Source organism: Enterobacter sp. 148H3 (genome assembly GCF_034107425.1).
In the GTDB taxonomy this organism is placed as follows: Bacteria; Pseudomonadota; Gammaproteobacteria; order Enterobacterales; family Enterobacteriaceae; genus Enterobacter; species Enterobacter vonholyi.
This window is the reverse complement of sequence record NZ_JAWNEI010000003.1, coordinates 451,347-474,193: the sequence shown is the minus strand read 5'-3', so window position 1 is coordinate 474,193 and position 22,847 is coordinate 451,347. Positions and strand designations below refer to the sequence as shown.

The 22,847-nt window shown below is 58.8% G+C and carries 21 protein-coding genes; 10 read left to right on the top strand and 11 right to left on the bottom strand.

The genetic code is table 11. The features are described 5' to 3' along the window. Nucleotides 1-113 precede the first annotated feature (113 nt). Complete coding sequence (gene smrA / locus USH94_RS06700; protein ID WP_111965699.1) at nucleotides 114-677, top strand: DNA endonuclease SmrA; 564 nt, start codon at nucleotides 114-116, stop codon at nucleotides 675-677. Between the two features lie 27 nt (nucleotides 678-704). On the opposite strand, the gene tcp is transcribed toward smrA, so the two are convergent. Continuing rightward, entirely contained in the window at nucleotides 705-2,366 is a 1,662-nt protein-coding gene (gene tcp / locus USH94_RS06695) for a methyl-accepting chemotaxis citrate transducer (protein WP_111965700.1), read from the bottom strand. Nucleotides 2,367-2,510: 144 nt separating this feature from the next. Here tcp and USH94_RS06690 point away from each other — a divergent pair, with 144 nt between their 5' ends. From USH94_RS06690 to umuC, 3 genes are all read left to right on the top strand, one after another. After that, nucleotides 2,511-3,377, top strand: coding sequence for an aldo/keto reductase family oxidoreductase (locus tag USH94_RS06690; RefSeq protein WP_111965701.1), 867 nt, complete (start codon nucleotides 2,511-2,513; stop codon nucleotides 3,375-3,377). Nucleotides 3,378-3,536: 159 nt separating this feature from the next. After that, nucleotides 3,537-3,971, top strand: coding sequence for a translesion error-prone DNA polymerase V autoproteolytic subunit (gene umuD / locus USH94_RS06685; RefSeq protein ID WP_111965702.1), 435 nt, complete (start codon nucleotides 3,537-3,539; stop codon nucleotides 3,969-3,971). Then, nucleotides 3,955-5,217 carry a translesion error-prone DNA polymerase V subunit UmuC gene (gene umuC, locus USH94_RS06680; protein WP_111965703.1) on the top strand — a complete coding sequence of 421 codons (1,263 nt, stop codon included), beginning with the start codon at nucleotides 3,955-3,957 and terminating at the stop codon, nucleotides 5,215-5,217. Before umuD ends, umuC begins: the two co-directional genes overlap by 17 nt. Before the next feature lie 12 nt (nucleotides 5,218-5,229). Here umuC and USH94_RS06675 read toward each other — a convergent pair whose 3' ends face one another. Both USH94_RS06675 and USH94_RS06670 read right to left on the bottom strand, forming a co-directional pair. Continuing rightward, complete coding sequence (locus tag USH94_RS06675) at nucleotides 5,230-5,499, bottom strand: hypothetical protein (RefSeq protein ID WP_111965704.1); 270 nt, start codon at nucleotides 5,497-5,499, stop codon at nucleotides 5,230-5,232. An 82-nt stretch (nucleotides 5,500-5,581) separates the two neighbouring features. Beyond that, the gene (locus USH94_RS06670; RefSeq protein ID WP_111965705.1) at nucleotides 5,582-6,469 is read right to left on the bottom strand and encodes a LysR family transcriptional regulator; all 888 of its coding nucleotides are present in this window, start codon (nucleotides 6,467-6,469) and stop codon (nucleotides 5,582-5,584) included. 97 nt (nucleotides 6,470-6,566) lie between these two features. Here USH94_RS06670 and USH94_RS06665 point away from each other — a divergent pair, with 97 nt between their 5' ends. Next, nucleotides 6,567-7,622, top strand: a complete 1,056-nt coding sequence (locus USH94_RS06665; RefSeq protein WP_111965706.1) for an SDR family oxidoreductase — start codon at nucleotides 6,567-6,569, stop codon at nucleotides 7,620-7,622. A 40-nt stretch (nucleotides 7,623-7,662) separates the two neighbouring features. On the opposite strand, the gene USH94_RS06660 is transcribed toward USH94_RS06665, so the two are convergent. Further along, nucleotides 7,663-8,643: an NAD(P)H-dependent flavin oxidoreductase gene (locus USH94_RS06660; protein WP_111965707.1), complete on the bottom strand. Its 981-nt coding sequence runs from the start codon at nucleotides 8,641-8,643 to the stop codon at nucleotides 7,663-7,665. Between the two features lie 135 nt (nucleotides 8,644-8,778). Between USH94_RS06660 and USH94_RS06655 the strand changes: the two genes are divergently transcribed. Continuing rightward, entirely contained in the window at nucleotides 8,779-9,663 is an 885-nt protein-coding gene (locus USH94_RS06655) for a LysR family transcriptional regulator (protein ID WP_111965708.1), read from the top strand. Here USH94_RS06655 and USH94_RS06650 read toward each other — a convergent pair. After that, nucleotides 9,635-11,089, bottom strand: coding sequence for a PLP-dependent aminotransferase family protein (locus tag USH94_RS06650; RefSeq protein ID WP_111965709.1), 1,455 nt, complete (start codon nucleotides 11,087-11,089; stop codon nucleotides 9,635-9,637). The two genes, USH94_RS06655 and USH94_RS06650, sit on opposite strands and share 29 nt — an antisense overlap. A 96-nt stretch (nucleotides 11,090-11,185) precedes the next feature. Between USH94_RS06650 and USH94_RS06645 the strand changes: the two genes are divergently transcribed. Continuing rightward, nucleotides 11,186-11,953, top strand: coding sequence for an arylamine N-acetyltransferase family protein (locus tag USH94_RS06645; protein ID WP_111965710.1), 768 nt, complete (start codon nucleotides 11,186-11,188; stop codon nucleotides 11,951-11,953). A 22-nt stretch (nucleotides 11,954-11,975) separates the two neighbouring features. On the opposite strand, the gene USH94_RS06640 is transcribed toward USH94_RS06645, so the two are convergent. The 4 genes from USH94_RS06640 to USH94_RS06625 form a co-directional block, all read right to left on the bottom strand. Continuing rightward, nucleotides 11,976-15,053 carry an efflux RND transporter permease subunit gene (locus USH94_RS06640; RefSeq protein WP_111965711.1) on the bottom strand — a complete coding sequence of 1,026 codons (3,078 nt, stop codon included), beginning with the start codon at nucleotides 15,051-15,053 and terminating at the stop codon, nucleotides 11,976-11,978. Continuing rightward, nucleotides 15,050-16,198: an efflux RND transporter periplasmic adaptor subunit gene (locus USH94_RS06635; protein ID WP_111965712.1), complete on the bottom strand. Its 1,149-nt coding sequence runs from the start codon at nucleotides 16,196-16,198 to the stop codon at nucleotides 15,050-15,052. The genes USH94_RS06640 and USH94_RS06635 overlap by 4 nt, the downstream gene beginning before the upstream one ends. Before the next feature lie 78 nt (nucleotides 16,199-16,276). Then, nucleotides 16,277-17,473: a sensor histidine kinase gene (locus USH94_RS06630; protein WP_111965713.1), complete on the bottom strand. Its 1,197-nt coding sequence runs from the start codon at nucleotides 17,471-17,473 to the stop codon at nucleotides 16,277-16,279. Continuing rightward, the gene (locus USH94_RS06625; RefSeq protein ID WP_111965714.1) at nucleotides 17,470-18,165 is read right to left on the bottom strand and encodes a response regulator; all 696 of its coding nucleotides are present in this window, start codon (nucleotides 18,163-18,165) and stop codon (nucleotides 17,470-17,472) included. The genes USH94_RS06630 and USH94_RS06625 overlap by 4 nt, the downstream gene beginning before the upstream one ends. A gap of 123 nt (nucleotides 18,166-18,288) precedes the next feature. Between USH94_RS06625 and USH94_RS06620 the strand changes: the two genes are divergently transcribed. Continuing rightward, on the top strand, nucleotides 18,289-19,074 hold the full coding sequence (locus USH94_RS06620) for a MipA/OmpV family protein (protein WP_111965715.1): 786 nt from the start codon (nucleotides 18,289-18,291) through the stop codon (nucleotides 19,072-19,074). Between the two features lie 37 nt (nucleotides 19,075-19,111). On the opposite strand, the gene yajD is transcribed toward USH94_RS06620, so the two are convergent. Then, entirely contained in the window at nucleotides 19,112-19,459 is a 348-nt protein-coding gene (gene yajD, locus USH94_RS06615; RefSeq protein ID WP_023617218.1) for an HNH nuclease YajD, read from the bottom strand. A gap of 178 nt (nucleotides 19,460-19,637) precedes the next feature. Between yajD and USH94_RS06610 the strand changes: the two genes are divergently transcribed. Together USH94_RS06610 and USH94_RS06605 are read left to right on the top strand one after the other, a co-directional pair. Next, a complete protein-coding gene (locus tag USH94_RS06610) occupies nucleotides 19,638-20,663 on the top strand; it encodes an LLM class flavin-dependent oxidoreductase (protein ID WP_008500518.1) in 1,026 nt (341 codons plus the stop codon). A gap of 25 nt (nucleotides 20,664-20,688) precedes the next feature. Further along, nucleotides 20,689-21,636 (top strand): zinc-dependent alcohol dehydrogenase family protein, encoded by a 948-nt coding sequence (locus USH94_RS06605; RefSeq protein ID WP_111965716.1) that lies wholly within the window; start codon nucleotides 20,689-20,691, stop codon nucleotides 21,634-21,636. 3 nt (nucleotides 21,637-21,639) lie between these two features. On the opposite strand, the gene USH94_RS06600 is transcribed toward USH94_RS06605, so the two are convergent. Further along, on the bottom strand, nucleotides 21,640-22,674 hold the full coding sequence (locus USH94_RS06600) for an AI-2E family transporter (protein WP_111965717.1): 1,035 nt from the start codon (nucleotides 22,672-22,674) through the stop codon (nucleotides 21,640-21,642). Nucleotides 22,675-22,847 lie beyond the last annotated feature (173 nt).

Sequence of the window (22,847 nt, the reverse complement as noted above, 5' to 3'; positions counted from 1 at the left end):
CTATATATATTCATCAGGTTAATATTTATGGCCCACGGCGGCCTGTAACGGTGATTGAGGCCTGTCTCTGGCGCAGGTATAGTACCGTCCTCAGTTGTAGCCGGAGGATATCCATGAACCCTGACGACAAATCCTTTTTTCTTGACGCCATGGAAGATGTCCAGCCGCTGAAGCGTGGCCCGGATATTCACTGGCAGCCCAGCCGCAATACGCGGACGCGCCAGGAGGTGGATAGCGAACAGCTGGATAACTTCCTTACGCTGGATTTTCTTGACCTGCTTCCCCTGGAAGAGCCGCTGGCGTTCCAGCGCGAAGGGGTACAGCAGGGCGTTATTGATAAGCTGCACTCGGGTAAATATGCCCGCCAGGCCAGCTTAAACCTCCTGCGTCAGCCTGCCGAACGCTGCCGTCAGATGCTCTATTCTTTTATTCGCCAGGCCGGACGAGACGGGTTACGCAATCTGATTATCATTCACGGGAAAGGGCGCGAGCAAAACTCGCATCCCAATGTGGTGCGCAGCTATCTGGCGCGCTGGTTAACCGAATTTGAGGAAGTGCAGGCCTTCTGCGTGGCGCTGCCGCATCACGGCGGCAGCGGGGCATGCTACGTTTCACTGCGTAAATCCGATGAAGCAAAACAGGATAACTGGGAGCGGCACGCCAAGCGCAGCCGCTAGCGGGCGATATTCTCGCCCGCCTGAAACTCAGAAGGTTTCCCAGTTGCTGTCGGTGGAGGCGTTTGCGGTTGCCGGGCGCAACAGCTGAGGCGTTTTCACGCTGGCCGGGCGTGGGGCTACCGCTTTTTCTTTGCCGTTCAGACGAAACGCGGCCACCGCCTGGCGCAGCTGCTCGGACTGATCTTCCAGCGCCGCCGCCGCCGTGGCGGATTCCTGCACCAGCGCGGCGTTTTGCTGCGTCACGCTGTCCATCTGCGAAACGGCCAGGCTCACCTGCTCAATACCGCGGCTCTGCTCGTCAGAGGCAGAGGAAATCTCGCCCATGATATCGGTCACGCGGGTAACGGCGGCGACAATTTCCTTCATGGTGGTGCCCGCCTCGCTGACCTGCTCAGAACCGGTATTCACCCGGCTGACGGAGTTCTCGATAAGCCCTTTGATCTCTTTCGCCGCCTGCGCGCTGCGGCTCGCCAGGGTACGGACCTCCCCTGCGACAACCGCAAAACCACGGCCCTGTTCCCCGGCGCGTGCCGCTTCCACCGCGGCGTTTAGCGCCAGAATGTTGGTCTGGAACGCGATGCTGTCGATCACGCCGGTAATATGCGCAATTTGCTGCGAACTGTCGGCGATTTCGTTCATGGTGCGAACCACGTTATCCACGACGTGACCGCCGCGCGCGGCCGTTTCAGAGGCGTTTTTCGCCAGCAGCGTGGCCTGACGGGCGTTATCGGAGTTCTGCTTAACCGTCGCGGTCAGCTCTTCCATGCTGGCAGCGGTCTCTTCGAGCGAGGCGGCCTGCTGTTCGGTGCGAGCGGAAAGATCGTTGCTCCCTGCGGCAATTTCACCTGCGCCGGTGTAGATGGAATCGGTACTTCCGCGTACGGCGCTGACGGTGGTCACCAGCGACTGTTGCATCTCATGCAGGCCGGCGGCCAGCTGACCCATCTCATTGCGACCCGAGATAGCGATCTCCTGCGTCAGGTCGCCCCCTGCAATGGCGCGAATATGGTTCATAATGGAGTGGAGTGGTTTTAACAGCAGGTGCTGTAAACCCTGCCAGATGACCACCAGAACCGCGATCACGGCCAGCAGAATAGCCGCCAGCGTCCACTGCATCTGCGTGAAGCTGCTCTGGTTCTCTTCGGTTGCCGCCTTCAGCAGGGTATTGTTTTCGGCGCGCCAGCGGTTATAGACCGCTTCCATCTCGTCCTGTGCCTGCTGGGCGTCCAGATCGCCATAGGCCTGATAGTTGTCGGCGCGCAGATACTCAATTGATAAACGCATGACTTCGTGCATCTGGTTCCAGGATTTCTGCATCTCGTCGGTCAATGCCGCCTCCTGGCCCTTAACCTGCGGCAGTTTCTGCCACTCTTTGTTATAGGCTTCGGCTTTTGCCAGCGAGTCGCCTGCGGTGCCCAGCAGTTTATTGATCGCCGCAAGGGAAGCCGGGTCACGCTGGTTTTTCAGGTAGCGGATCGCCACGCGGGTGACGGTGACGCGCGTTTTCACCAGCGTGTTCACGCTGTCGCTCAGGCTTTCCTGCTGGGCGTTGAGCACGCCGGAATTCTGGAAGTTATGGCGATCGTTGCTGACGGCAGAGTAGAACAACCCTCCCGTGACAACTTGCAGCAGACAGAATATGGTGAGGGCAAAGATAATTCCGGTAATCACGTGCAGATTTTTCAGCATAGCGGTCGTCCGTTAGAAAGGATGCAGAGGTACACCAATACTATCGTCGTATAGAATTTAAACTTTAATTTAACTCGCGCTTAACTAAGGGCTCCGGTGAGGAACCTGTTGTAAATCCGGATCATTTTTATGAGGAAGGTTAACATGAGCAGCATTGATAAAAGCGGGACGTACGCGCTCGGGACGCGGACGGTTAATCGGCTGGGCTACGGTGCGATGCAGCTCGCCGGGCCGGGCGTCTTTGGCCCACCGAAGGATAAGCAGGCCGCGCTGGACGTGCTGCGCGAAGCGGTGGCGGCGGGGGTGAACCACATTGATACCAGTGATTTTTATGGTCCTCATATCACGAATCAGCTGATCCGAGAGGCGCTTCACCCTTACCGGGACGATCTGACGATCGTCACCAAGATTGGCGCCCGTCGCAACGACAAAGGCGCCTGGCTGCCGGCCTTTTCCGCACAGGAACTGACGCAGGCGGTGCATGACAACCTGCGTAATCTGCAGCTGGACGTGCTGGACGTGGTGAATCTGCGGATCATGTTTAGCGCACACGGGCCTGCGGAAGGGTCGATTGCTGAACCGCTCTCCACCCTGGCAGAATTACAGCAGCAGGGGCTGGTGCGGCATATTGGCCTGAGCAACGTCACGGCCACCCAGGTTGCGGAAGCGCAGAAGATGGTGCCGGTGGTGTGCGTGCAGAACATGTACAACATTGTGAACCGGGGTGATGATGCGCTGGTGGATCTGCTCGCGCAGCAAGGGATCGCGTATGTACCGTTCTTCCCACTGGGAGGCTTTACGCCGCTGCAATCTTCCGGGCTGAAGGCTGTCGCGGATTCACTGGGCGTCACGGCAATGCAGGTTGCGCTGGCATGGCTGCTGCAGCGTTCTTCGAATATTCTGCTGATCCCGGGCACCTCTTCCGTGGCGCATCTGCGGCAAAACCTCGCGGCGGGGGAACTGCAGCTGCCGCCTGACGCGCTGGAAACATTGAATACGCTGATGGACTGATCGTCACAGGCGCAAAGCCCGACATGCGCTTCCGGGCTTTGCGCGTTTTAAATCTTCTGACACTTCAACGCGTTTGGGTTCGCTTCCGGAAATGGCCTTGATCCTTGTCCATAATTCGTAATACTGTATTTATATACAGTATTCGGCGAGAAAGGCATTATGGACACTCTCTTTTCTTATCAACCAAAACAAATCATTGAATTACCTTTATTTTTAGAACGTGTTGCCTGTGGGTTCCCCAGCCCGGCACAGGATTATGTGGAGGATCGTCTCGATCTTAACCGGCTGGCAGTAAGGCACCCCAGTGCGACCTATTTTATTAAGGTGAGTGGAGACTCCATGATTGGCGCGGGGATCGGCGATGGCGATCTGCTGGTGGTTGACCGCTCGTTAAATGCCGAACACGGAGATATCGTCGTGGCGTCGGTCGCCGGTGAGTTTACCGTGAAGGAGCTACAGACGCGCCCGGTTCTGAGACTGTTGCCACATAATGTCCGCTATCAGCCGATTACCTTTCAGTCCGAAGAGGAGCTGCAGATCTTCGGCGTCGTCACCCACACGCTTAAAACGCATAAACATGTTCGCGCTGGTTGATGTGAACAGCTTCTATGCCTCCTGCGAGCGGGTCTTCCGCCCCGATCTGGAGGGGAAGCCCATCGTGGTGGTTTCCAATAACGACGGCTGCATTATTTCACTGTCGCGGGAGGCAAAGCAGTTCGGCATAAAAATGGGTGAGCCGTATTTTAAATTCAAAGAAAAACTATATCCGTCAAAAGTTTACGTCTTTAGCTCGAATTATGCGCTGTATGCCGATCTCAGCAGTCGGGTAATGCAGACGCTGACCGATCTCGCCCCGGCAATAGAGATTTACTCCATTGATGAGGCGTTCGTGAACGTTTCAGGGGTCAGTCACTGCCTGTCGCTGGAAGCGTTTGGTCACCAGATGCGCTCGCAGGTCTTTAAAAATACGGGCTTAACCGTTGGCGTCGGTATTGCCCCGACCAAAACGCTGGCGAAGCTGGCCAACTATGCGGCGAAACGGTGGTCCGGCACCGGCGGCGTGGTCGATCTCTCAGGCCGCGAGCGGCAGCGTAAACTGCTGGAAAAGGTTCCGGTAGAGGAGGTGTGGGGGGTAGGCCGACGCATCACGAAAAAGCTCAACGCGATGGGGATCACCACGGCGCTGGAGCTGGCGGAGGCCTCCTCGTGGGTCATTCGCAAACATTTTAACGTGGTGCTGGAGCGTACGGCCCGCGAGCTTCGCGGTGAGCCCTGCCTTGACCTGGAGGAGTTCACCCCCACGAAGCAGCAAATTATCTGTAGCCGTTCGTTTGGACACCGTATTACGCAGTACGAGGAAATGCACCAGGCGATTTGCGCCTACGCGGAACGCGCCGCAGAGAAACTGCGCGGCGAGCATCAATACTGTCGTTTTATCAGCGTGTTTGTGCGCACCAGCCCGCATGCGGACAACGAAATTTATTACGGCAATCAGGCTTCGGTCACCCTGATGACGCCCACCAATGACTCGCGCGATATCATCCGCGCCGCCACGGAAGCGCTGGGGCGGATATGGCTCGACGGGTATCGCTATATGAAGGCCGGGGTCATGCTGGCGGACTTTTTCAGCAGCGGCGTCGCCCAGCTTAACCTGTTTGACGATAATCGCCTGCGCGCCAACAGCGCGGCGCTGATGGAAACGATCGACAGCCTGAATCATTCCGGCAAAGGGAAGATATGGTTTGCCGGGCAGGGCATTGAGAAACCGTGGGCGATGAAGCGGGAAATGTTGTCACCGGCCTATACAACGCGGTACGCCGATTTGCCGGTGGCGAGGTAGAGTATCGTTGCGTTATTTCTTTTGAATCAACCAGGTTGCCGCAGCCGCCAGCGCGCCGATCAGCGGCATTTCGCCCGCACCGGCCAGGAAATTATGACGATCGATCTCACTATTTTTACGGATATCGGCAAGGCGAGTAAGCGCCTCTTTTTCATCCGCGGCGCCGATCTCCTCGAACTGTTTTTCGAACCCCTGGGCGATGAGCTGTTCAGCCGCATCGGTGTTTGCGCTTTCGAGTGCTATGAGGTTTGGGCCTTTTTGGAAAAAACAGTACTCCGGCATAAGTGCTCCAGAAAAAGGGGATACGGTAAAAATACTCTATTCCTGGCGGTTGAAAAATGCACGTAATTTACGGGGGGAATCATCAGCATTTCTTTAGTATTTCAGGCAGTAACTGCTCAATCACGCTGACGACCTTTCTGACGCGCTGCGGAATAAAGCGGGCATCAGGATAAACGGCAAAGAGGAAGCGATCGGGTAACCGCCAGTCGGGCAGCACCGGTGCCAGCGTGCCCGCCTGCAGCGCTCTGGCCACGAGCGGTCGCTGCATGCCGCCGATACCCATGCCGGATTCCAGCGCCTGCAGCAGCGCGTCGCTGGTGTTGGCACGGAAAACGGTATTCACGTTGACCTCGACCGTTTCCTCGTCAGAAATCAGGCGCAGGGGGGCATCCAGCGGAATGCCGCTGAACCGCACGTGTGGGAGCGTCGCCAGCTCGCTGACGGCGTGTACCGCCTGAAAATCGGGAGCGGCAAACAGCGCCGCCTCAATACGCCCCAGCACGCGAGCCGCATGCGCCTGCGGAGGCTCGCTGCCCAGCCGTATCGCGATATCCACGCCCTCCGTCACCAGATCGGCAAGGCGGTCATCGAGAGAAATCATCAGCTGCAGTTCGGGATGCAGGCGCTGCAGCGCCAGCAGATGCGGTAAAAAGATCTGGCCCAGGCCGCTCGGTAACTGGACATGGACGCGTCCCTGAACGCTATGATCGGCAGGATGTAAACGCCTCTCCGCTTCCCCCATGGCGTCCAGCACAAGCTGCATATCACGCCGGTAACGTTCACCCTGTTCGGTCAGCTTCATCGTACGCGTCGTTCGGTGCAGCAATACCACACCAAGCGCTTCCTCAAGCGCCGCGATCTGTTGACTGACGGCGGACTGCTTAATCCCGGTCTGACGGGCGGCCGCTGAGAACGAGCCCGCTTCAGCGACGCGTAGAAAGGTAGAAATGGCGGTGAGCTTGTTATTCATTTAATGATTCTGCTTATAAGTGCCATCGATTTCAGGGAGTATTTGCAGAAAAAATAATATATCACACTGTGGCTGTCACCCTTTACGGAGAAACACCATGAGTAAGAGGCAGCAACACAACGTCGCCCTGGTCGCGGGCGCCAGCGGCATTGTCGGCAGGCAACTGGTCAACACGCTCCTGAACCATCAGTGGGAGGTGGTCGGCCTTAGCCGTCATACCGGGTCGCATCCTGACGGCATTCCGATGGTCAAGGTCGATTTACTGGATGAACAGGACAGCGCCCGGGCGCTGCGCTCCCTGAACGGTGTCACCCACATCTTTTACAGCGCCTGGGCGAACGCGGCGAACTGGACGGACATGGTTGAGCCGAACGTCACCATGCTGCGCAATCTGGTCAGCACCCTCGAAACAGCGGCACCTTTGCAGACGATAAGCCTGATGCAGGGGTACAAGGTCTACGGCGCGCATCTGGGGCCGTTTAAAACCCCGGCGCGGGAAAGCGATCCCGGCGTGCCGGGGGCCGAGTTTAACGCCGCACAGCTCACGTGGCTCAGCCAGTTTCAGCGGGGAAAACGCTGGCACTGGAATGCCATCAGGCCGGGCGTGGTAGGGAGCGCGGTGCCGGGCAATGCCATGAACCTTGCGCTGAGCATCGCCCTGTACGCCTCCCTGTGCAAGGCGTTGGGCTTACCGCTGCGTTTTCCGGGTTCAGAACAGACCTGGCACAGCATTGTTGACCATACCGACGCCGGGCTGCTGGCCGAGGCCACGCTGTGGGCCGCCGCGTCACCTGCGGCAAAGAATCAGGCCTTCAACGTAAACAATGGCGATATCTGGCGCTGGAGCGAGCTGTGGCCACGCATCGCACGCTGGTTTGAACTGGACTCTGCGCCGCCGGTGAGGCTGTCATTTCATCAGCTGTTTAACGACTATCGCGGCGTATGGCGCGAGCTTGCCGAAGAGCGGCTGGCGGAAGCGGATATTTTGCAGCTGAGCGACGGCCATTTTGCCGATTTTGTCTTTAGCTGGAATTACGACATGTTTGGTGACGGGAGCAAGCTGCGCAGGACGGGCTTTACGCAAATGCAGGCGACCGATGAGATGTTTTTCCGCCTGTTTGCGCAGCTGAGAGCCGCGCGGATTATTCCCTGAGAACACAGGGCGTCCTGATAACCGTCAGGACGCCTGGGGCTTACTCAATCGCTAACATATTGACGATCTCGGCCACGCTTTTCACGCTGTGGATGTTCCCAATCCCCGTGCCGAGCGCGATATAGCCTTCATCGGTGTTATCTTCCAGCATGCCCAGGCGCAGGCCCCGTAATCCTCCCATCGCCTTGCCCAGCGCTTCGTTGCTTGCGCCTGCTTTATCCATCGCCGCCAGTTTTTCCGCCAGCTTGCCGGGTAGAGAGCGGTAGTAATGGGGCACGGTCCGGAAAAGCAGCAGGTCCAGGCCGTTGGCGGCAACAATTTTCTCTTTGACTCCCTGCGGCACGCGGCTTTCTTCGCTGCTGATAAAGACCGAACCGGCAAACACGCCTTCAGCGCCTAACGCATGCGCCGCTCTGGCGGTGCGATTATCGGTAATGCCGCCCGCGGCCATCACCGGGATATGCTTCACGGCATCGGCAATCAGCGGCACGATGGAAAAGGTGCCAAGCACCGTTGCGGGCAATGTTCCGCCCTCGTCAAAACCGGTGGCGACGATAATGTCTGCCCCCATTTCTTCTGCGAGACGGGTGTTTTCCGGCGTTGGGTTGATGTCGCGGTAGATAATGGCAATACCCGCCTCTTTTAACTCACTAAACAGCGCGGGAATAATGCTGCCTTCCCCATAGCCCGTATACACCACGACTCTGACGCCTTCCTCTTTTACCACCTGAAGAATAGGCCCTGTCCAGACGTCATTAACGGCGGTAGGGATCAGGTTCACACCAAACGGTTTTTCGGTCAGCCGTTTGGTTTTTCGAATTTCTTCACGCATTTTTTCGGCGGTCTCTTCCGGCGTGGAGACCGCGGTATCGGCGGTTAACCCAGCGTTGGGCCCCAGCACGCCGAGCCCTCCGGCATTGCTGACCGCAGCGACCAGGCGGGCGTCAGTAAGCCAGGACAATGGCCCCTGAATAACAGGTTTTTCGATACCCAGGATCTGACAAATACGGTTATTTTTCATAGCAGACTCTCCCTTACGTTTGAATGGGGAAGAGTGTAGGGCGCAGTATTGTTAGGAAAAATAGCCAAAAATATTCATCACTGTTATAAAATTAATAACAATCACCTTATCCTGCTCGCGGCAAAAACATCCCTTATGCAAATAAACCTCTTTGAATCTATTCGAATTTTTATTGAAATTGTCGAGTCAGGCAGTCTTACCCAGGCGGCGGAGAATCTACAGGTCCATCGCCCGGCGGTCACCAAAGCGCTGCAGCTTCTTGAGCAACACAGCGGCACGCGGCTCCTGCAGCGCACCACGCGTCGGATTAGCCTGACGCCGGATGGAGAAGCCTTTTATCGCCGGAGTAAGCCTCTGCTGGCGCAGGCGGACGAATTACTGGAGTCGTTTGGTACGGATCGGGCAATACATGGCCAGCTTAGAGTCGATATGCCGGTCTCGTTTGCAACGCTGCGGGTGATACCCAATCTGCCTGATTTTTATCGTCAACATCCCGGGATCGACATCATTCTGAGCAGCTCTGACCGCCGTCGGGATATGCTGCGGGATGGACTGGACTGCGTGCTGCGGGTGGGAGAGCTGGAGGACGGCGATTATATTGCGCGTAAAATCGGGAACATAAAAATCACGACCTGCGCCAGCCCGGCCTGGCTGGCAAAACACGGTGTGCCAGAAACGCCGGATGATTTACGCAAGCATCAGGCCATCAACTGGATTAACACCAGCAGCAGACACATTCATCCGTGGACGTTTACCACGCCAGAAGGCATCGCGGAGATTACCCTGGCCGGTAAGCTTGTCGTGGATAACTCCGAGGCCTACATCGCGGCAGGCCTGGCCGGGCTGGGGTTAATGCAGGGGATGAATCTTTTTCTCCAGCCTTATATAGACCGCGGCCTGCTTGTTGAGGTCTTGCCAGCCTATCGCTCGCCGGACCGCAAGCTGTCACTGCTCTATCCCCACCGTCACCTCTCCCGCAAGGTGCGGATCTTTACCGAGTGGCTGGAGAGTCTTGTGTGAAAACTGCCAGCTCGTGACACAGCGCACCAATTTGTTCCACGGCGTTCAGCAGGCGGGGCGTGGGTTCGTTTGCGCAGTTCAGCCGCAGAAAGTGCGTTAATTCGGCGGCAGGGGAAAACAGGGGGCCAGGGCTGACGCCTATACCCAGCGCCAGCGCGCGACGATGCACCTCTAGCGCGTTGACCTGCGGAGGAAGTTCGACCCACAGCAGGAAACCGGCAGCGGGCACGTTAACGTGTGTACCGGGTGGAAAGCTCGCCTTGACCTGTGCCACAACGGCGCGAACGCCCTCTGCGATCCGCCGCTTCAGCCGCCGCAGGTGACGATCGTAGTCGCCGCTTGCCAGGACGTCGCTCGTCGCCGCTTCCAGCAGCGGCGCACCGGCCCAATCTCCGGCCATGCGGGCCTGCAAGACCTGTGGGGAGTAGCGTCCGGCGGCAATCCAGCCGATTCGCCATCCCGGCGCAAGCGTTTTAGACAGGGAGCTGCAGTAGATCACATTTCCGCTCTGGTCGAATGCCTTGCAGGCCGGAGGGCGTTGCCCCTCTCCGACCAGGTCACCGTAAACGTCGTCCTCAATCAGAGGAATACCGGCTTCTTCAAGCAGAGAAACCAGTTCCTGCTTGCGCGCGACGGGCATGCTGGCACCCAACGGGTTTTGCACGGTGGGCGAGGCCAGAACGGCCGCGGGGTGGTGGCAGCGGATGGCGTCCGCCAGCGGTTCCAGCAGCAGGCCTTCTGCAGGGTCGGTGGGGACCGCTAAGGCCTTCAGGCCTAAATCCTCCAGCAGCAGGAGCGTACCAAAGTAGGCGGGCTGCTCAATCGCCACCACATCTCCCGGCTGGCATACGGCCCGAAGGGCCAGGCGGAGCGCCTGCGTCGCGCCTGCGGTAATAATGAGATCGTCCGCGCTGAAACGGGCTCCCCACTGCGCAGAGCGCGCGGCAATTTTACTTCGCAAATCCCGCCTTCCCGGAGGCAGGCTGTAGCTCTGTCCATGTGCGTCCAGACGACGGCCCGCAGAGTGTAACGCCCGCTGCAGCGCATCTCCCGGCAGCCACGCGGGATCGGGCAGGGCGGCGCCCAGCGGGATCAGCCGGGCTTCTGCACTGCTGAACAGCGACCGGGCCACGGCGGACATTGTGACGGGGACCGGGCCGGGTGAGGAACGCGCGGGCTCCACGCGCGGAGGGAGGCTGGTCTGGCGGATGTAATAGCCTGAACGCGGACGCGCAACGATCAGCCCTTCAGCCTCCAGGCAGCGAAGGGCCTCCAGCGCCGTCGGAAGGCTAACGCGCTCGCGTTCGGCCAGTTTGCGCGCGGAGATCATCCGGTCACCGGCGCGCAGCGCGCCGGACGTAATGGTAAGACGCAGCATATCCGCAATACGGCGATAGTGAGGAGAGGAGTGGTACGGCGCAGACATGGATAACTGTTCAGGCTAATTTTCGATGAAACTGACTATACAGCCAATGATGTGTGCCATCTATAGTGTCCGGCATGTTCAGGACAAGGAGGCATTATGCACAGCGATAATTTCAACATTTCCACCTATTTCAAGCGCATAAACTACACCGGACCGGCGGCTGCCGATACGGCCACCCTGCATGCGCTGATGCGTCATCAGCTCTTTTCCGTTCCCTTCGAAAATCTGGACGTGCAGGCGGGCAAAATTGTCTCGCTGGCGCCAGACGAGATTGCCGATAAGGTGTTAAAGAAAGGGCGCGGCGGCTACTGCTATGAGGTTAACGGGCTTTTTGCGATGGCGCTGGAGGCGTTAGGGATACCTTACCGTTTTGTGGCGGCGCGCCCGATGTTCTACCCCGCGCGGCGGCCGAAAACCCATATGGCGCTCATCGCCGAGGTGGAGAGCCGCCAGTGGCTTTGCGATCTCGGGTTCGGCAGCTACGGCATCCGCGCGCCAATGGCGCTGGACACGCTTGACGTGGAAATCACCCAGGATTTCGACACGTTTCGCCTGAGCCGCAGCGCGGAGGGAGAGTATTTGCTTGAGGCGAAGGTTGAGGGAGAGTGGGCCCGGCAGTACGGCTTTGATCTCACCCCTCAGGAATGGATTGACTTCGTTCCGGCCAACTACCTTAACTCCACGCACCCGGATGCCATCTTTGTGCAGAAGCGGGTGGTGGTGCAGCACAGCCCGGAGGGACGCCAGATTTTACTGGGCGATATGCTGAAAACCATTACGGCGAACGGCACTGAAACGCGGAAACTGGCGGAGGATGAAATCCGCCATGTCCTGAAAGACCGTTTTGCGCTAACCGCCGCGTAATCTGCCGGTGAAAGGTAGGGCCTCAGCGCGGTCCGTCTTCTGCGGCTTTGCGCTGAGCTCCCCGCTGTAACAGCAGGCTAAACGACGCGGGTAACACGGTCAGCGTCACCAGCGTCGCAGCCAGCAGCCCGCCGATAATGGCATAGGCCATTGGACCCCAGAAAACCTGGTGAGAGATCGGGATCATGCCCAGAATGGCGGCGCAGGCGGTCAGACAGATGGGTCTGGCCCGGTGCTCCGCCGCTGCCATAACTGCGGCATCATTTGCCATCCCCTGAGCTAGATTACTGTCAACCTCGCTAATCAATATCACCGCGTTACGTACGATCATTCCCGCGAGGGCGATGACGCCCAGCAGCGCGACAAACCCCATCGGCGTGCCGCCGGGCAGCATAGCCAGCACGATCCCCGGTAAACCAAACGGGGCCATCAGGAGCGCCAGCAGCATCCGGGAGTATCTCCGCAGCTGGAGCATCAGCAGCAACAGCATGATGACCAGCGTCACCGGAAGAACGGTAAAGACGGAGCTGTTCCCCTTATCCGATTCGGCGACCGCGCCGCCTTCTTCAATGCTGTAACCTGCGGGCAAGCTCGCGCGCAGTTTATCCACCGTCGGACGCAGCGCGGCGGATACCGCTTCAGCCTTCAGCCCCGGGGCAAGGTCGGTTTGCACCGTGATAAAGGGCACGCGCTGGCGGCGCCAGATGACCGGATCGTCCACGCCCCAGACCGGCGTCGCGACGGCGCTGAGCGGAATTTTTTTACCGTCATTCCCCTGAATCGTGAGCGAGGAGAGGGTGGCGGTGCTGTGGCGCGCGCTGTCCTCGGCCCGCAGCACCACGTCGACAAGGCGGTCATTATCCCTGACCGAGGTGATGACGCTGCCGGACCAGACGGTATTCAGCGTGCGGGCGAGGCTTTCGGACGATATTCCCGCCGCCCTGGCCGCCGTCTGATTCACCTTAAGGGTGATGACCCTTTCAGGCTCTCCGGCCGTCTGGTTAACGTCGCGTGAGAACGAAGACCGGCCAATCGCGTCCGTGAGACGGTTCGCAAACGCCCGGACCTGCAGATAATCCGGCCCGCTCACCCGGTATTTGATGGGCCAGCCGACGGGAGGCCCCAGCTCAAGGGGCGACACGCGCGTGATGATGTCGCTAAACTGCGTCGCCAGGATCGTGTTGAGCTGTGCGTGCAGACGATCCCGCGCCGCAAGATCCTTCGCGACCACAACCATCTGGGCGATATTTTCATTTTCCAGCAGCACGTCCATCGGCAGGTAAAAACGGATGGCGCCTGAGCCAACGTACGTCGAAAAGCGATCGATATTGCCGTTGTCGGCCAGCGCCTTTTCCAGCTTTTCCACCTCTCTGAGCGTTTCCGGCTGCGACGCGTTGGCCGGAAGCGTCAGGCTGACCAGCAGCTCGGGCCGGTCCGAGGCGGGGAAAAACTCGCCCTGCATAAACGTCGTGCCGTACGCTGACAGCCCCAGCGCGGAAAGGGCGAGCAGCACGGTAGCGACTCGGTGACGCAATGCCAGGCGTAAAAGCCGTCCGTACCCGCGCGCGATCCTTCCGGGTTCTGCCGCGTGATGTCTGACTGTTTCCGGCAGCAGCCACGTACCCGTTAGCGGCGAAAACAGGATCGCGACAACCCAGGAGCAGAGCAGGGCAATGAGCACCACCGCAAAGAGGGAAAAACAGTATTCACCGGCGCTGGAGGCCGCAAAACCAACGGGAATAAAACCGGCAATCATTACCAGAGTCCCGGTGAGCATCGGGAAGGCCGTCGTTTTGAATGCATAGGTGGCCGCGTGCCGACGGGAATCCCCCGCTTCCAGCCGGGAGACCATCGTTTCGACGGCGATCATGGCGTCATCCACCAGCAGGCCCAGGGCGATGATCAGCGCCCCGAGCGAGATACGCTGAAGGCCAATACCTGCGAGCATCATGCCGGCAAACGTCATGGCGAGCACCAGCGGAATGGCCGTCGCCACCACCAGTCCGGCCCGTAAACCCAGCGAGACAAATGAAACCGCCAGCACGATAACAACGGCTTCGATAAGCACCCGGATAAACCCGCTTACCGCGTCACTCACCACCGCGGACTGATCGGCAACTTTCACCATCTCGATACCGTGCGGCAGCCCGGCGCTGAGGGCCGCCATTTTTGCGTTCAGCGCAGCACCGAAACGCAGCATGTTGCCCGTTGGCGCCATCGACACCGCCAGCCCGATAGCCGGCTTGCCGTTCACCCGGTAGGCCGGAGCCGGTGGCTCGGCGATTTCACGGGTGACGGTGGCAATATCGGTCAGCGGAATATAGCGATTGTTAACGTGCAGCGTGACGGCGCGTAAGCTCTCTTCGGTGGTGAGCGCTCCGCTGACCTTTATCGCCATGTTCTCCTGCCCGGTTCGCATAACGCCAGCCGGGACAACCGCGTTTTGCGCCCGGAGGGCGTCAGCAACTTCCTGAATATCGAGCCCCATACCGGCCAGGCGTGCCGGAGAAAAGGCGAGAACCCACTGCTCCTGCTGTTCGCCCAGCAGGGTGGTTTTGCCCATATCCGGCAGGGACATGAGCTCGCGCCGTATTGTCTCTGCGCGATCCCGCACCTCCCGCAGGGTAAAACCGTCGGGAATAAAGGCATAAATAGTGCCGAACGTGTCGTCAAACTCGTCGTCCACGGCAAGGCCCTGCACCCCGTCAGGCAGGGACGGCGCGATGTCCTGCATTTTTTTGCGAACCTGATACCAGATATCGGGCACGCGTTGCGGGGGCGTATCGTCACGGAGGTTGACGTGGATAACGGTGCGTCCGGCACGGGTTTCACTTTCGAGATAGTCCAGCCAGGGCGTTTCCTGCAGCTTTTTTTCAAGCGTATCGGTCAGCAGGCGGGTGGTATCCGTCACGGAGGCTCCCGGCCACTGCGCGGAGACGACGGCCGTTTTAATGGTGAATGCCGGATCTTCGTTACGCGGCAGCTTCTCATAGCAGAACACGCCCATCGCAATCACCAGCAGCATGAAAAAGCTGACCATCTGCTGGTTCTTCAGCGCCCAGGCGGAGAGGTTAAATTTGGCTTCCGCTCCGGTACTCATGGCTGAACCTCCCCTGGCACCACCGGCTCGCCGGATCGTAATGTGCTCACGCCCGCCGTAATCACCCTGTCGCCTGGCTCAAGGCCGGAGTCAATCATAACGGAGATGGCCGTATAGCTTGCGGGCACTACCGCGCGCAGCTGCGCCCGCGACTGTGAAGAGATCACAAAAACGGCCGGTTTGTCGCCGACGCGGGTCAGCGCCGACGCGGGAAGGGTGTACCCGGGCGGGGATGACGATGGCAACGTAACGGTGACGCTGGCGCCCAGCGCCATGGCCTCCGACGGGTTTTGCAGGGTCGCTCTGACGCGCCAGGTGCGGGTCTGAGGATCGGCCTGCGGGGTAATATCCCGCAGTACGGCAGAGGCCTGTACCGACGGGTCGCTGAGGAGGGAAACCCGCAATTCTGTCTTATCCAGAGGCGGAATCGCATCCGGAGTAGCAATATCAAACGCCACGTCGCGGGCTTCCCCGGTCGCCAGCGTCAGCACGGACTGGCCGTCGCTGACAACCTGCCCCGCTGAGGCGCTCACGGCCGTGATGACGCCCGCTTGTGGGGCGATCAGGCGCGTCCAGCCGAGGCTTTCGCGAGCATTTCGCCACGCGGCCTCGCTGCTTTTTAAGCGCGCGCGGGCGACAAGCCAGTCAGCCCGGACGCTGTCGAGCTGCGTGCGGGCGATAGCACCCGTTGGCATGAGCTTTTGCATTCGACTAACGTTAAGCGCGGCGACCTGGGCAGAGGCTTTGGCGCTTTCATAGTCGGCCGCGGCGCTGTCGAGCTGGTTTTGCCCGGTCGTATTATCAAGCGTGGCCAGCAGCTGTCCGGCAGTGACCCGGTCGCCAATATCAACGCTGCGCGTCAGTATCCGGCCTCCGGTACGAAAGCTCAGGGTCGTTTCATCATGGGCATGGATCTCACCGGTTCTTTCCAGCGCGGGAAGGGTTTGGGCGGTGCCAACGACGACGTAGCGTACCTTACGCACTGGGTCAGGTTTGTTTTCGTGTTTATCACCGCAGCCGGTCAGCGGAAAAATCGCCAGCGCAAGCAGGGCCAGGGGAAGAAAATGCAGCCAGGAAAGGGTGCGCGCCACGCCGTACAAATGATGCAGGCAGTGGCGGAGGGAGAGAAAAAATTCGTCTGACATAACGCCGCTCCATAAAGTGAATGGCGTTATTTAATGCGCGGCACGTCGAGAAAGATTCGATGTTCTGTCAAGGCTTTATCAAGAGTGGAAATTTTCATTACCGGACGGGTGCCAGGGCAATACGATGCGTACGGCGAGGCCGCCCGTTTCGGGTAATGACGCGCTAATCTCACCCCCATGCGCCTGGCAAATTGCCCGCGCGATGGACAATCCGAGGCCGCTACCGCCGGAATGCCGCGCGCGGGACTGCTCCTCGCGGCTAAAGCGTTTAAACATTTCCGGTAAAAACTGGGGCGAAACGCCCGGCCCGTCATCGGTAAAGTCGAGAGTGTAACGCCCGCTGGCGTAACGCAGCGCCACATCAAGATGTCCGCCCTCGCGCCCGTAGCGTAGTGCATTTTCCATGAGGATGGTAACAACCTGCCCCATGCGGAACGCATCGCCTCTGAACGGGCACGTACGCGGGTTACGCAGCGTAATCGTAAAATGATTCGCTTCGGCCTGCGGCATGATCCAGGCCGCCCGCTCCTGAATAAGCTCATCCAGAGAAAAGGCCTGCTCTTCCAGCACCAGATTTCCCGCGTCCGCTAACGAGAGAAGGTGAAGCTCATCGGTCAGGCGATTAAGATGCTGAAGCTGTTTCATCACCATGCCCAGCTGTGCCGGGCTGGCATCAAACACGCCGTCCAACATGCCCTGCAGACGACCAATGGCGGCCGTCAGGGGCGAGCGCAGCTCGTGCGCCATCGCGACGTGCGAGGCGCGGAGCTCTTTTTCATAGCGGGCGAGTTGCCCCGTCATGGAGTTAAAGTCGTTTGCAAAGCTGACCATTTCCGCTGGCGCATCCTTGACGAGTTCAGCCTGACGGCCAAACTGCCCGTCGGCGACATCTTTGGCGGCATCGCGAAGGCGGCTGAACTGCAGCGCCAGCGGTCGGGCGTGTTTGAGCCCCATCACCACAATAAACGGGATCATCACCAGCACCAGCAGGGCCACCGTGACCCAGTCCGCTGAGGCGATGGATGGCGTGGAATAACTCAGCCCCCACCAGGTATCCACAATGCTGTGGAAGCGGGCCGGATCGGCCTGTGGGTTCTGGCTGAGCGTCAGAAATTCCTGCCGGACCGCCGGTGGCATCCTGCCCATGATCCAGTAGTTCTGGACCGCATAGCGCAGCCACATGCAGGTGGCAATGACGATCACGCTGCCGATAGCCAGCGCCAGGATGCGCGCGCAAATCCAGCGCCACAGAGAGGAGTGCCGGTTTTTTATCATGGCTGTCTGAACCTGTAACCCACGCCGCGAACGTTGATCAGCACGCCGGAGATGCCCGCCGCTTCGAGTTTTTTACGCAGGTTATAAATATGGGTGTCCACCACGCGCTCCAGCGCCTCGCTTTCCGGCAGACAGTGTTCCAGCAGGTACTGACGGGAAAAGGGGCGTGCGGGAGAGCGCAGCAGCGTTGCCAGAAGCGAGAATTCCGTTGGCGTAAGATCGAGCATCACGGGCGCGTCGCCGCCGTTATCCACGCTCGCCACAATGGCGGCGACATCCACCGCCAGCGTTTGCCAGCGAAGGATCTCTTCGTCAGCCTCTTTTTTACTGCTGCGCCGCAGCACCGCCTGCACCCGCGCCACCACTTCGCCCGGATGATAAGGCTTCACAACGTAATCATCGGCACCGTAACGCAGGGCGCCAATGCGATCGGGAGTATCCCCCATGGCCGTAACCATAATCACCGGCACATCGCTTTTACGACGCAGGCCAGCCAGCACTTCGGTGCCGTTAAGCCCCGGCAGCATCACGTCCAGCAGAATGAGGTCTGGCTTCCACCGCTGCGCCATATCCAGCCCGGAATGACCGTCCCCGGTAATGGTCACGTCGTAATTTTCCCGCCGTAAATAGGCTTCGAGCACGCCGGCCGCATCGGCGTCATCTTCAATAATCAGCACTCTTCTGGACAACATCCGTTCACCTTGACCATTTCTTAACACTATCCCGACGATTCATTGATTCAGCCAAATCATACTGCGCCAACATTGTGTGGCCGCCCTGTATCAGGAGACGCCAGCGTCTGTATGGAGAGCAGTATGATAGCGATAAATAAAGTCCTGTATATGTCCGTCCCGCTTCTGATGGCCGTGGCTTCCGGCGCGCAGGCGGATGATGGCACCGCTTCCGATTCCCTAACCGTCGGGCTGGGAGGGCAATACGCCCCGCGTTACTCAGGCTCAGACAAGCAGGTGTGGCAGGTGGTTCCTGTGCTGCAGGGACGCAAAGGCGCTTTCTTCGTTGATGCGCAAAAAGGGGTGGGGTATGACCTGCAAAACGACAGCGGCTGGTATTTCGAACACACGCTGGGCTACGACTTCGGAAGGGCTGATAAAAATTCTGGCTGGCGTGAGGGCGCAAACAATCTGAAAGGGATGGGGGACATTGATGCCACCCTGAATACCGGCCTTGCCGTGGGCTGGCAGGCCGCGCCATGGCTGAGTATGGAAGGCAAAGCGACGCTGCCGTTAACCGACAGCCAGGGGGCAAGCTATCAGGCCTCCGTTACGCTGATCCCGGTACAAAATAACCAGGACACGATCGCCTTGCAGTCTGCGGCCCTGTTTGGCGACAGCCGTTACCTGAATACCTGGTATGGGGTCAGCGAGCAGCAGAGCCGCCGCACCGGCTATCGCCGCTCTGCTGCGCCGGGTGGATTTTACGGCGTCGACACCAGCCTGACCTGGAGCCATCAGTTTGATGCCCACTGGGGGACGGTCCTGAGCGCGGACTATACCTGGCTTGGCGACCATGCCAATGACAGCCCGATAGTGATGCGGCGTAATGAGGGGTCTGCAACCGCCGCTATCACCTGGACATTCTAAATTCGCGGATCACGATGTGAGCGAGGGGGCGAGAGGATTACTTCTTCTTATCCATCATCGCCTTTAAATCGGCAAACGGGTTAAACGTGGCGACGCCCACGTCTTTTTGCGCGTCTTCCCCGGCGACCACGGTGGTGCCGTACCGATCCGCTTCGGTGTATTTCGAATGCTCGTGATCGTGGCAAAACAGGCACAACAGCTCCCAGTTGCTGCCATCTTCCGGGTTGTTGGTATGGTCGTGATCGATATGGTGAACCGTGAGTTCGCGAAGATTGGAATAGACAAACTCGCGCGAGCAGCGTCCACACACCCATGGATAGATTTTTAATGCTTTTTCGCGATAGCCGCTTTCCAGCCGCGCGTAGTTTTTGGGGATCAAAGCCATTGCCGGTTTTACCTGCCATGAAAAGAGTGGGGAAGATTATATCCCATTATGGGGCGGAATGAAGAACCACGCTATTCTGTCAATTTATTTGATGCTTTCCGTTAAATAAACGGCATTTATTCTTATCGGGTAATGCGTAAAGTGGACAGAACGCAACGTATTATCAGGAAAAATGGTTATGAAAAAGATCGGATTTTTATCCTTTGGTCACTGGACGCCTTCGCCGCAGTCGGGCACGCGCTCGGCGGCAGACACGCTGCTGCAGTCTATTGATTTAGCCGTGGCGGCTGAGGAGCTGGGGGCAGACGGCGCCTATTTCCGCGTGCACCACTTCGCCCGACAGCTTAGCTCGCCGTTCCCTCTGCTGGCCGCTATTGGCGCAAAAACGAAAACCATCGAAATCGGCACCGGCGTGATCGACATGCGTTACGAAAACCCGATGTACATGGCCGAGGATGCGGGCGCGGCGGATTTGATTTCCGGCGGTCGCCTGCAGCTCGGCATCAGCCGCGGCTCCCCGGAGCAGGTTATTGATGGCTGGCGTCATTTCGGCTATGTCCCGCAGGAAGGGGAAAACGAGTCGGACATGGCGCGCCGTCATACCGAGGTGCTGCTTGAGGTGCTGCGTGGGGAAGGGTTTGCCAAACCGAACCCGCAGCCAATGTTCCCGAATCCGCCGGGGCTGCTGCGCCTGGAGCCGTATTCTGAAGGGCTGCGCGAGCGTATCTGGTGGGGCGCAGGTTCCAATGCGACGGCCGTATGGGCCGCAAAGCTTGGAATGAACCTGCAAAGCTCAACGCTGAAGGACGATGAAACCGGTGAGCCGTTCCATATTCAGCAGGCAAAACAGATCCGCGCGTACCGTCAGGCCTGGAAAGACGCAGGGCATACGCGCGAGCCGCGGGTGTCGGTCAGCCGCAGTATTTTTGCGCTGATGGATGACCGTGACCGGATGTATTTCGGTGCCAGCCGCAACGACAGCGATAGCGTGGGTTACCTCGATGAGAAAACGCGCGCCATCTTCGGGCGCAGCTATGCCGCGGAGCCGGACAAGCTGGTTGAACAGCTGAAAAAGGACGAGGCAATTGCCGAAGCCGATACGCTCTTACTGACCGTACCGAACCAGCTGGGTGTGGATTATAATGCGCACGTGATTGAGTCTATTCTCAAGCATGTCGCACCGGCAATGGGCTGGCGCGAGTAGTTCCGCTATCAGCCTTGAGATCGTAATGGAAAATCTGGCCCTCTGGTATCGCCGTTTTGGCGAGCCAGAAACCGTTCTGCAACCTGAAACCACGCCCCCGGGCGCGCTTGCGCCGGGACAGCTCCGCGTGCGGATGCTGTTTTCTCCGGTGAACGCGTCCGATCTTATTCCCATCACCGGCGCCTATCGCCACCGAACCCCGTTACCGGCGATCGCGGGGTATGAAGGTGTTGGGGTTGTCATCGAGGCGCCCGCCTCGTTTAAGCATCTGGTGGGTCAGCACGTCCTGCCGCTGCGCGGTCAGGGAACCTGGCAGCGCTATGTTGATTGCCCGGCAGAGTATGCGATACCCGTTCCGGACACCGTCGACGCACATCTGGCCGCGCGGGCCTATATCAACCCGCTGGCGGCGCAGATGATGCTGACTCGCTACCCGCCGCGCGGAAAGCGGGTCTTGCTCACGGCTGCCGGATCGGATTGCGCCATTCTGCTGGGGCAGTGGGCGCGTCAGGCGGGGGCGGAAGCGGTGTACGGCATTCACCGTTCTGCCGTGCATGCTGAACGGCTGGAGGCGATGGGCATCACGCCTGTCGCGCAGCATGACGCAAACAGAATCGGCATCGTCGCCGCCCGTAGCGATATCGTCTACGATGCCACCGGCGGACCGCTTGCGGAAGCGATCCTCAGCGTGATGCCCGAGCAGGGCATGTTTGTCTGCTACGGGCTGCTCTCCGGGCAAGCCTTCACACAGCGGCGGCCTGCGCCGCGCGTGGCGTGGTTCCATATCCGAAACGGTCTGGATGCGCTCGGCGTTGAGGTGTGGCGCGCGGAGTTCGATCGCATCTGGCGGATGTTGCCCGACAGTGAGTACAGCGACGTTACGGTTTACCCGCTGGCGGATTGGCAGAGGGCGCTCAGCGCTTATCGTGAAGGTGGAAGGACCCGCAAGCCCCTCCTGTCGATGGAGGACTGAGCGCTATTTATGGCTCATATCGCTCAGCAGCACGGCGATACTTTGCCCGCCTGCCGTCTGTTCCAGACCAATCTTGACGATAATGGTTAGCGGGACGGAGAGCAGCATCCCAACGGGCCCGAGCAGCCAGCCCCAGAAAATCAGGGACAAAAAGACCACCAGCGTGGAGAGCCCCAGGCCCCGGCCCATCATGCGTGGCTCAAGAATGTTACCGAACACAAGATTGATGACCAGGTATCCGGCAAGCAGGATCAGCGCGTCATAAAGCCCGCTGAAAACCAGCACCTGGAGGATAGGGGGGATCGCCGCCAGCACGGAGCCAATGTTGGGAATGTAGTTAAGCGCAAACGCCAGCAACCCCCAGACAAACGCAAAGCGAACGTCCAGCGCCAGAAGCATCAACCAGACGACAACGCCCGTCACCAGGCTAATGGCGGTTTTCAGCACTAGATAGCGGGAAACGCTGTCCAGCGCGCGTTGAATCGCCCCCATTCCTTCGACCGGACGGACCATCATTTGCTGCAGCTTTGCTGGCAGCTGCGGCACCTCCAGCAGCATGAACACCACCGTTAAAAACAGCAGGAAAATGGAGGTCATGGCATTGGAAAGCTGCGCCAGCAGGCTGGTGACGATCGTCATCGCCGCGTTGGGGTCGATATATTTCAGCAGTTCTTCCACCGAGACTTCGATACCCGCCCGCTGCAGCCAGGGTTCTAGCTGCAGCAGGGGGATAGCCAGCGAAGAGCGGTATTTTGGCAGCGTTCGCGCCAGTTCATTGAGCGAGGTACCCAGATAAGCCACCAGCAGTACCATCGCCACAATAATGATGCTGATAAGCAGCGTGATAGCCAGCACGCGCGGAATGCGTAGCCGCGTCATGCGCTGCACCAGCGGGTTGAGGATCACCGCAATAAACAGGGCCAGAATAAAGGGCACAATAATGTCGGCGGCGAAGCGCACGCCTGTCAATATGATCACCAGCATGCCCAGCATGATGACAATTTTTAACCCGTTCAGGGTAATGATGGGTTTAGCCATGGTGACTCCGAAATTTTCTTTATATTTATAATAAAGGTGAAAGGCTTTGCAATAAACTAACCAAAATCAAACGGAGTGGGTAAAGAATTGCAAAGACTTTGAGTAAAATCCTGGCTTATGGTACAAATTCGGTGTGTTTAACTACCGAGGACAATTTTCATCCGCAAAGACGA

What these genes read in the sequence shown, in the direction of transcription:
- USH94_RS06610 (WP_008500518.1), top strand. Translation starts at nt 19,638, where the DNA reads ATGAAAAAGATCGGATTTTTATCCTTTGGTCACTGGACGCCTTCGCCG.
- tcp (WP_111965700.1), bottom strand. Translation starts at nt 2,366, where the DNA reads ATGCTGAAAAATCTGCACGTGATTACCGGAATTATCTTTGCCCTCACC.
- USH94_RS06635 (WP_111965712.1), bottom strand. Translation starts at nt 16,198, where the DNA reads ATGTCAGACGAATTTTTTCTCTCCCTCCGCCACTGCCTGCATCATTTG.
- umuD (WP_111965702.1), top strand. Translation starts at nt 3,537, where the DNA reads ATGGACACTCTCTTTTCTTATCAACCAAAACAAATCATTGAATTACCT.
- umuC (WP_111965703.1), top strand. Translation starts at nt 3,955, where the DNA reads ATGTTCGCGCTGGTTGATGTGAACAGCTTCTATGCCTCCTGCGAGCGG.
- USH94_RS06645 (WP_111965710.1), top strand. Translation starts at nt 11,186, where the DNA reads ATGCACAGCGATAATTTCAACATTTCCACCTATTTCAAGCGCATAAAC.
- yajD (WP_023617218.1), bottom strand. Translation starts at nt 19,459, where the DNA reads ATGGCTTTGATCCCCAAAAACTACGCGCGGCTGGAAAGCGGCTATCGC.
- USH94_RS06640 (WP_111965711.1), bottom strand. Translation starts at nt 15,053, where the DNA reads ATGAGTACCGGAGCGGAAGCCAAATTTAACCTCTCCGCCTGGGCGCTG.
- USH94_RS06690 (WP_111965701.1), top strand. Translation starts at nt 2,511, where the DNA reads ATGAGCAGCATTGATAAAAGCGGGACGTACGCGCTCGGGACGCGGACG.
- USH94_RS06625 (WP_111965714.1), bottom strand. Translation starts at nt 18,165, where the DNA reads ATGTTGTCCAGAAGAGTGCTGATTATTGAAGATGACGCCGATGCGGCC.
- USH94_RS06655 (WP_111965708.1), top strand. Translation starts at nt 8,779, where the DNA reads ATGCAAATAAACCTCTTTGAATCTATTCGAATTTTTATTGAAATTGTC.
- USH94_RS06670 (WP_111965705.1), bottom strand. Translation starts at nt 6,469, where the DNA reads ATGAATAACAAGCTCACCGCCATTTCTACCTTTCTACGCGTCGCTGAA.
- USH94_RS06665 (WP_111965706.1), top strand. Translation starts at nt 6,567, where the DNA reads ATGAGTAAGAGGCAGCAACACAACGTCGCCCTGGTCGCGGGCGCCAGC.
- USH94_RS06605 (WP_111965716.1), top strand. Translation starts at nt 20,689, where the DNA reads ATGGAAAATCTGGCCCTCTGGTATCGCCGTTTTGGCGAGCCAGAAACC.
- USH94_RS06600 (WP_111965717.1), bottom strand. Translation starts at nt 22,674, where the DNA reads ATGGCTAAACCCATCATTACCCTGAACGGGTTAAAAATTGTCATCATG.
- smrA (WP_111965699.1), top strand. Translation starts at nt 114, where the DNA reads ATGAACCCTGACGACAAATCCTTTTTTCTTGACGCCATGGAAGATGTC.
- USH94_RS06630 (WP_111965713.1), bottom strand. Translation starts at nt 17,473, where the DNA reads ATGATAAAAAACCGGCACTCCTCTCTGTGGCGCTGGATTTGCGCGCGC.
- USH94_RS06675 (WP_111965704.1), bottom strand. Translation starts at nt 5,499, where the DNA reads ATGCCGGAGTACTGTTTTTTCCAAAAAGGCCCAAACCTCATAGCACTC.
- USH94_RS06660 (WP_111965707.1), bottom strand. Translation starts at nt 8,643, where the DNA reads ATGAAAAATAACCGTATTTGTCAGATCCTGGGTATCGAAAAACCTGTT.
- USH94_RS06620 (WP_111965715.1), top strand. Translation starts at nt 18,289, where the DNA reads ATGATAGCGATAAATAAAGTCCTGTATATGTCCGTCCCGCTTCTGATG.
- USH94_RS06650 (WP_111965709.1), bottom strand. Translation starts at nt 11,089, where the DNA reads ATGTCTGCGCCGTACCACTCCTCTCCTCACTATCGCCGTATTGCGGAT.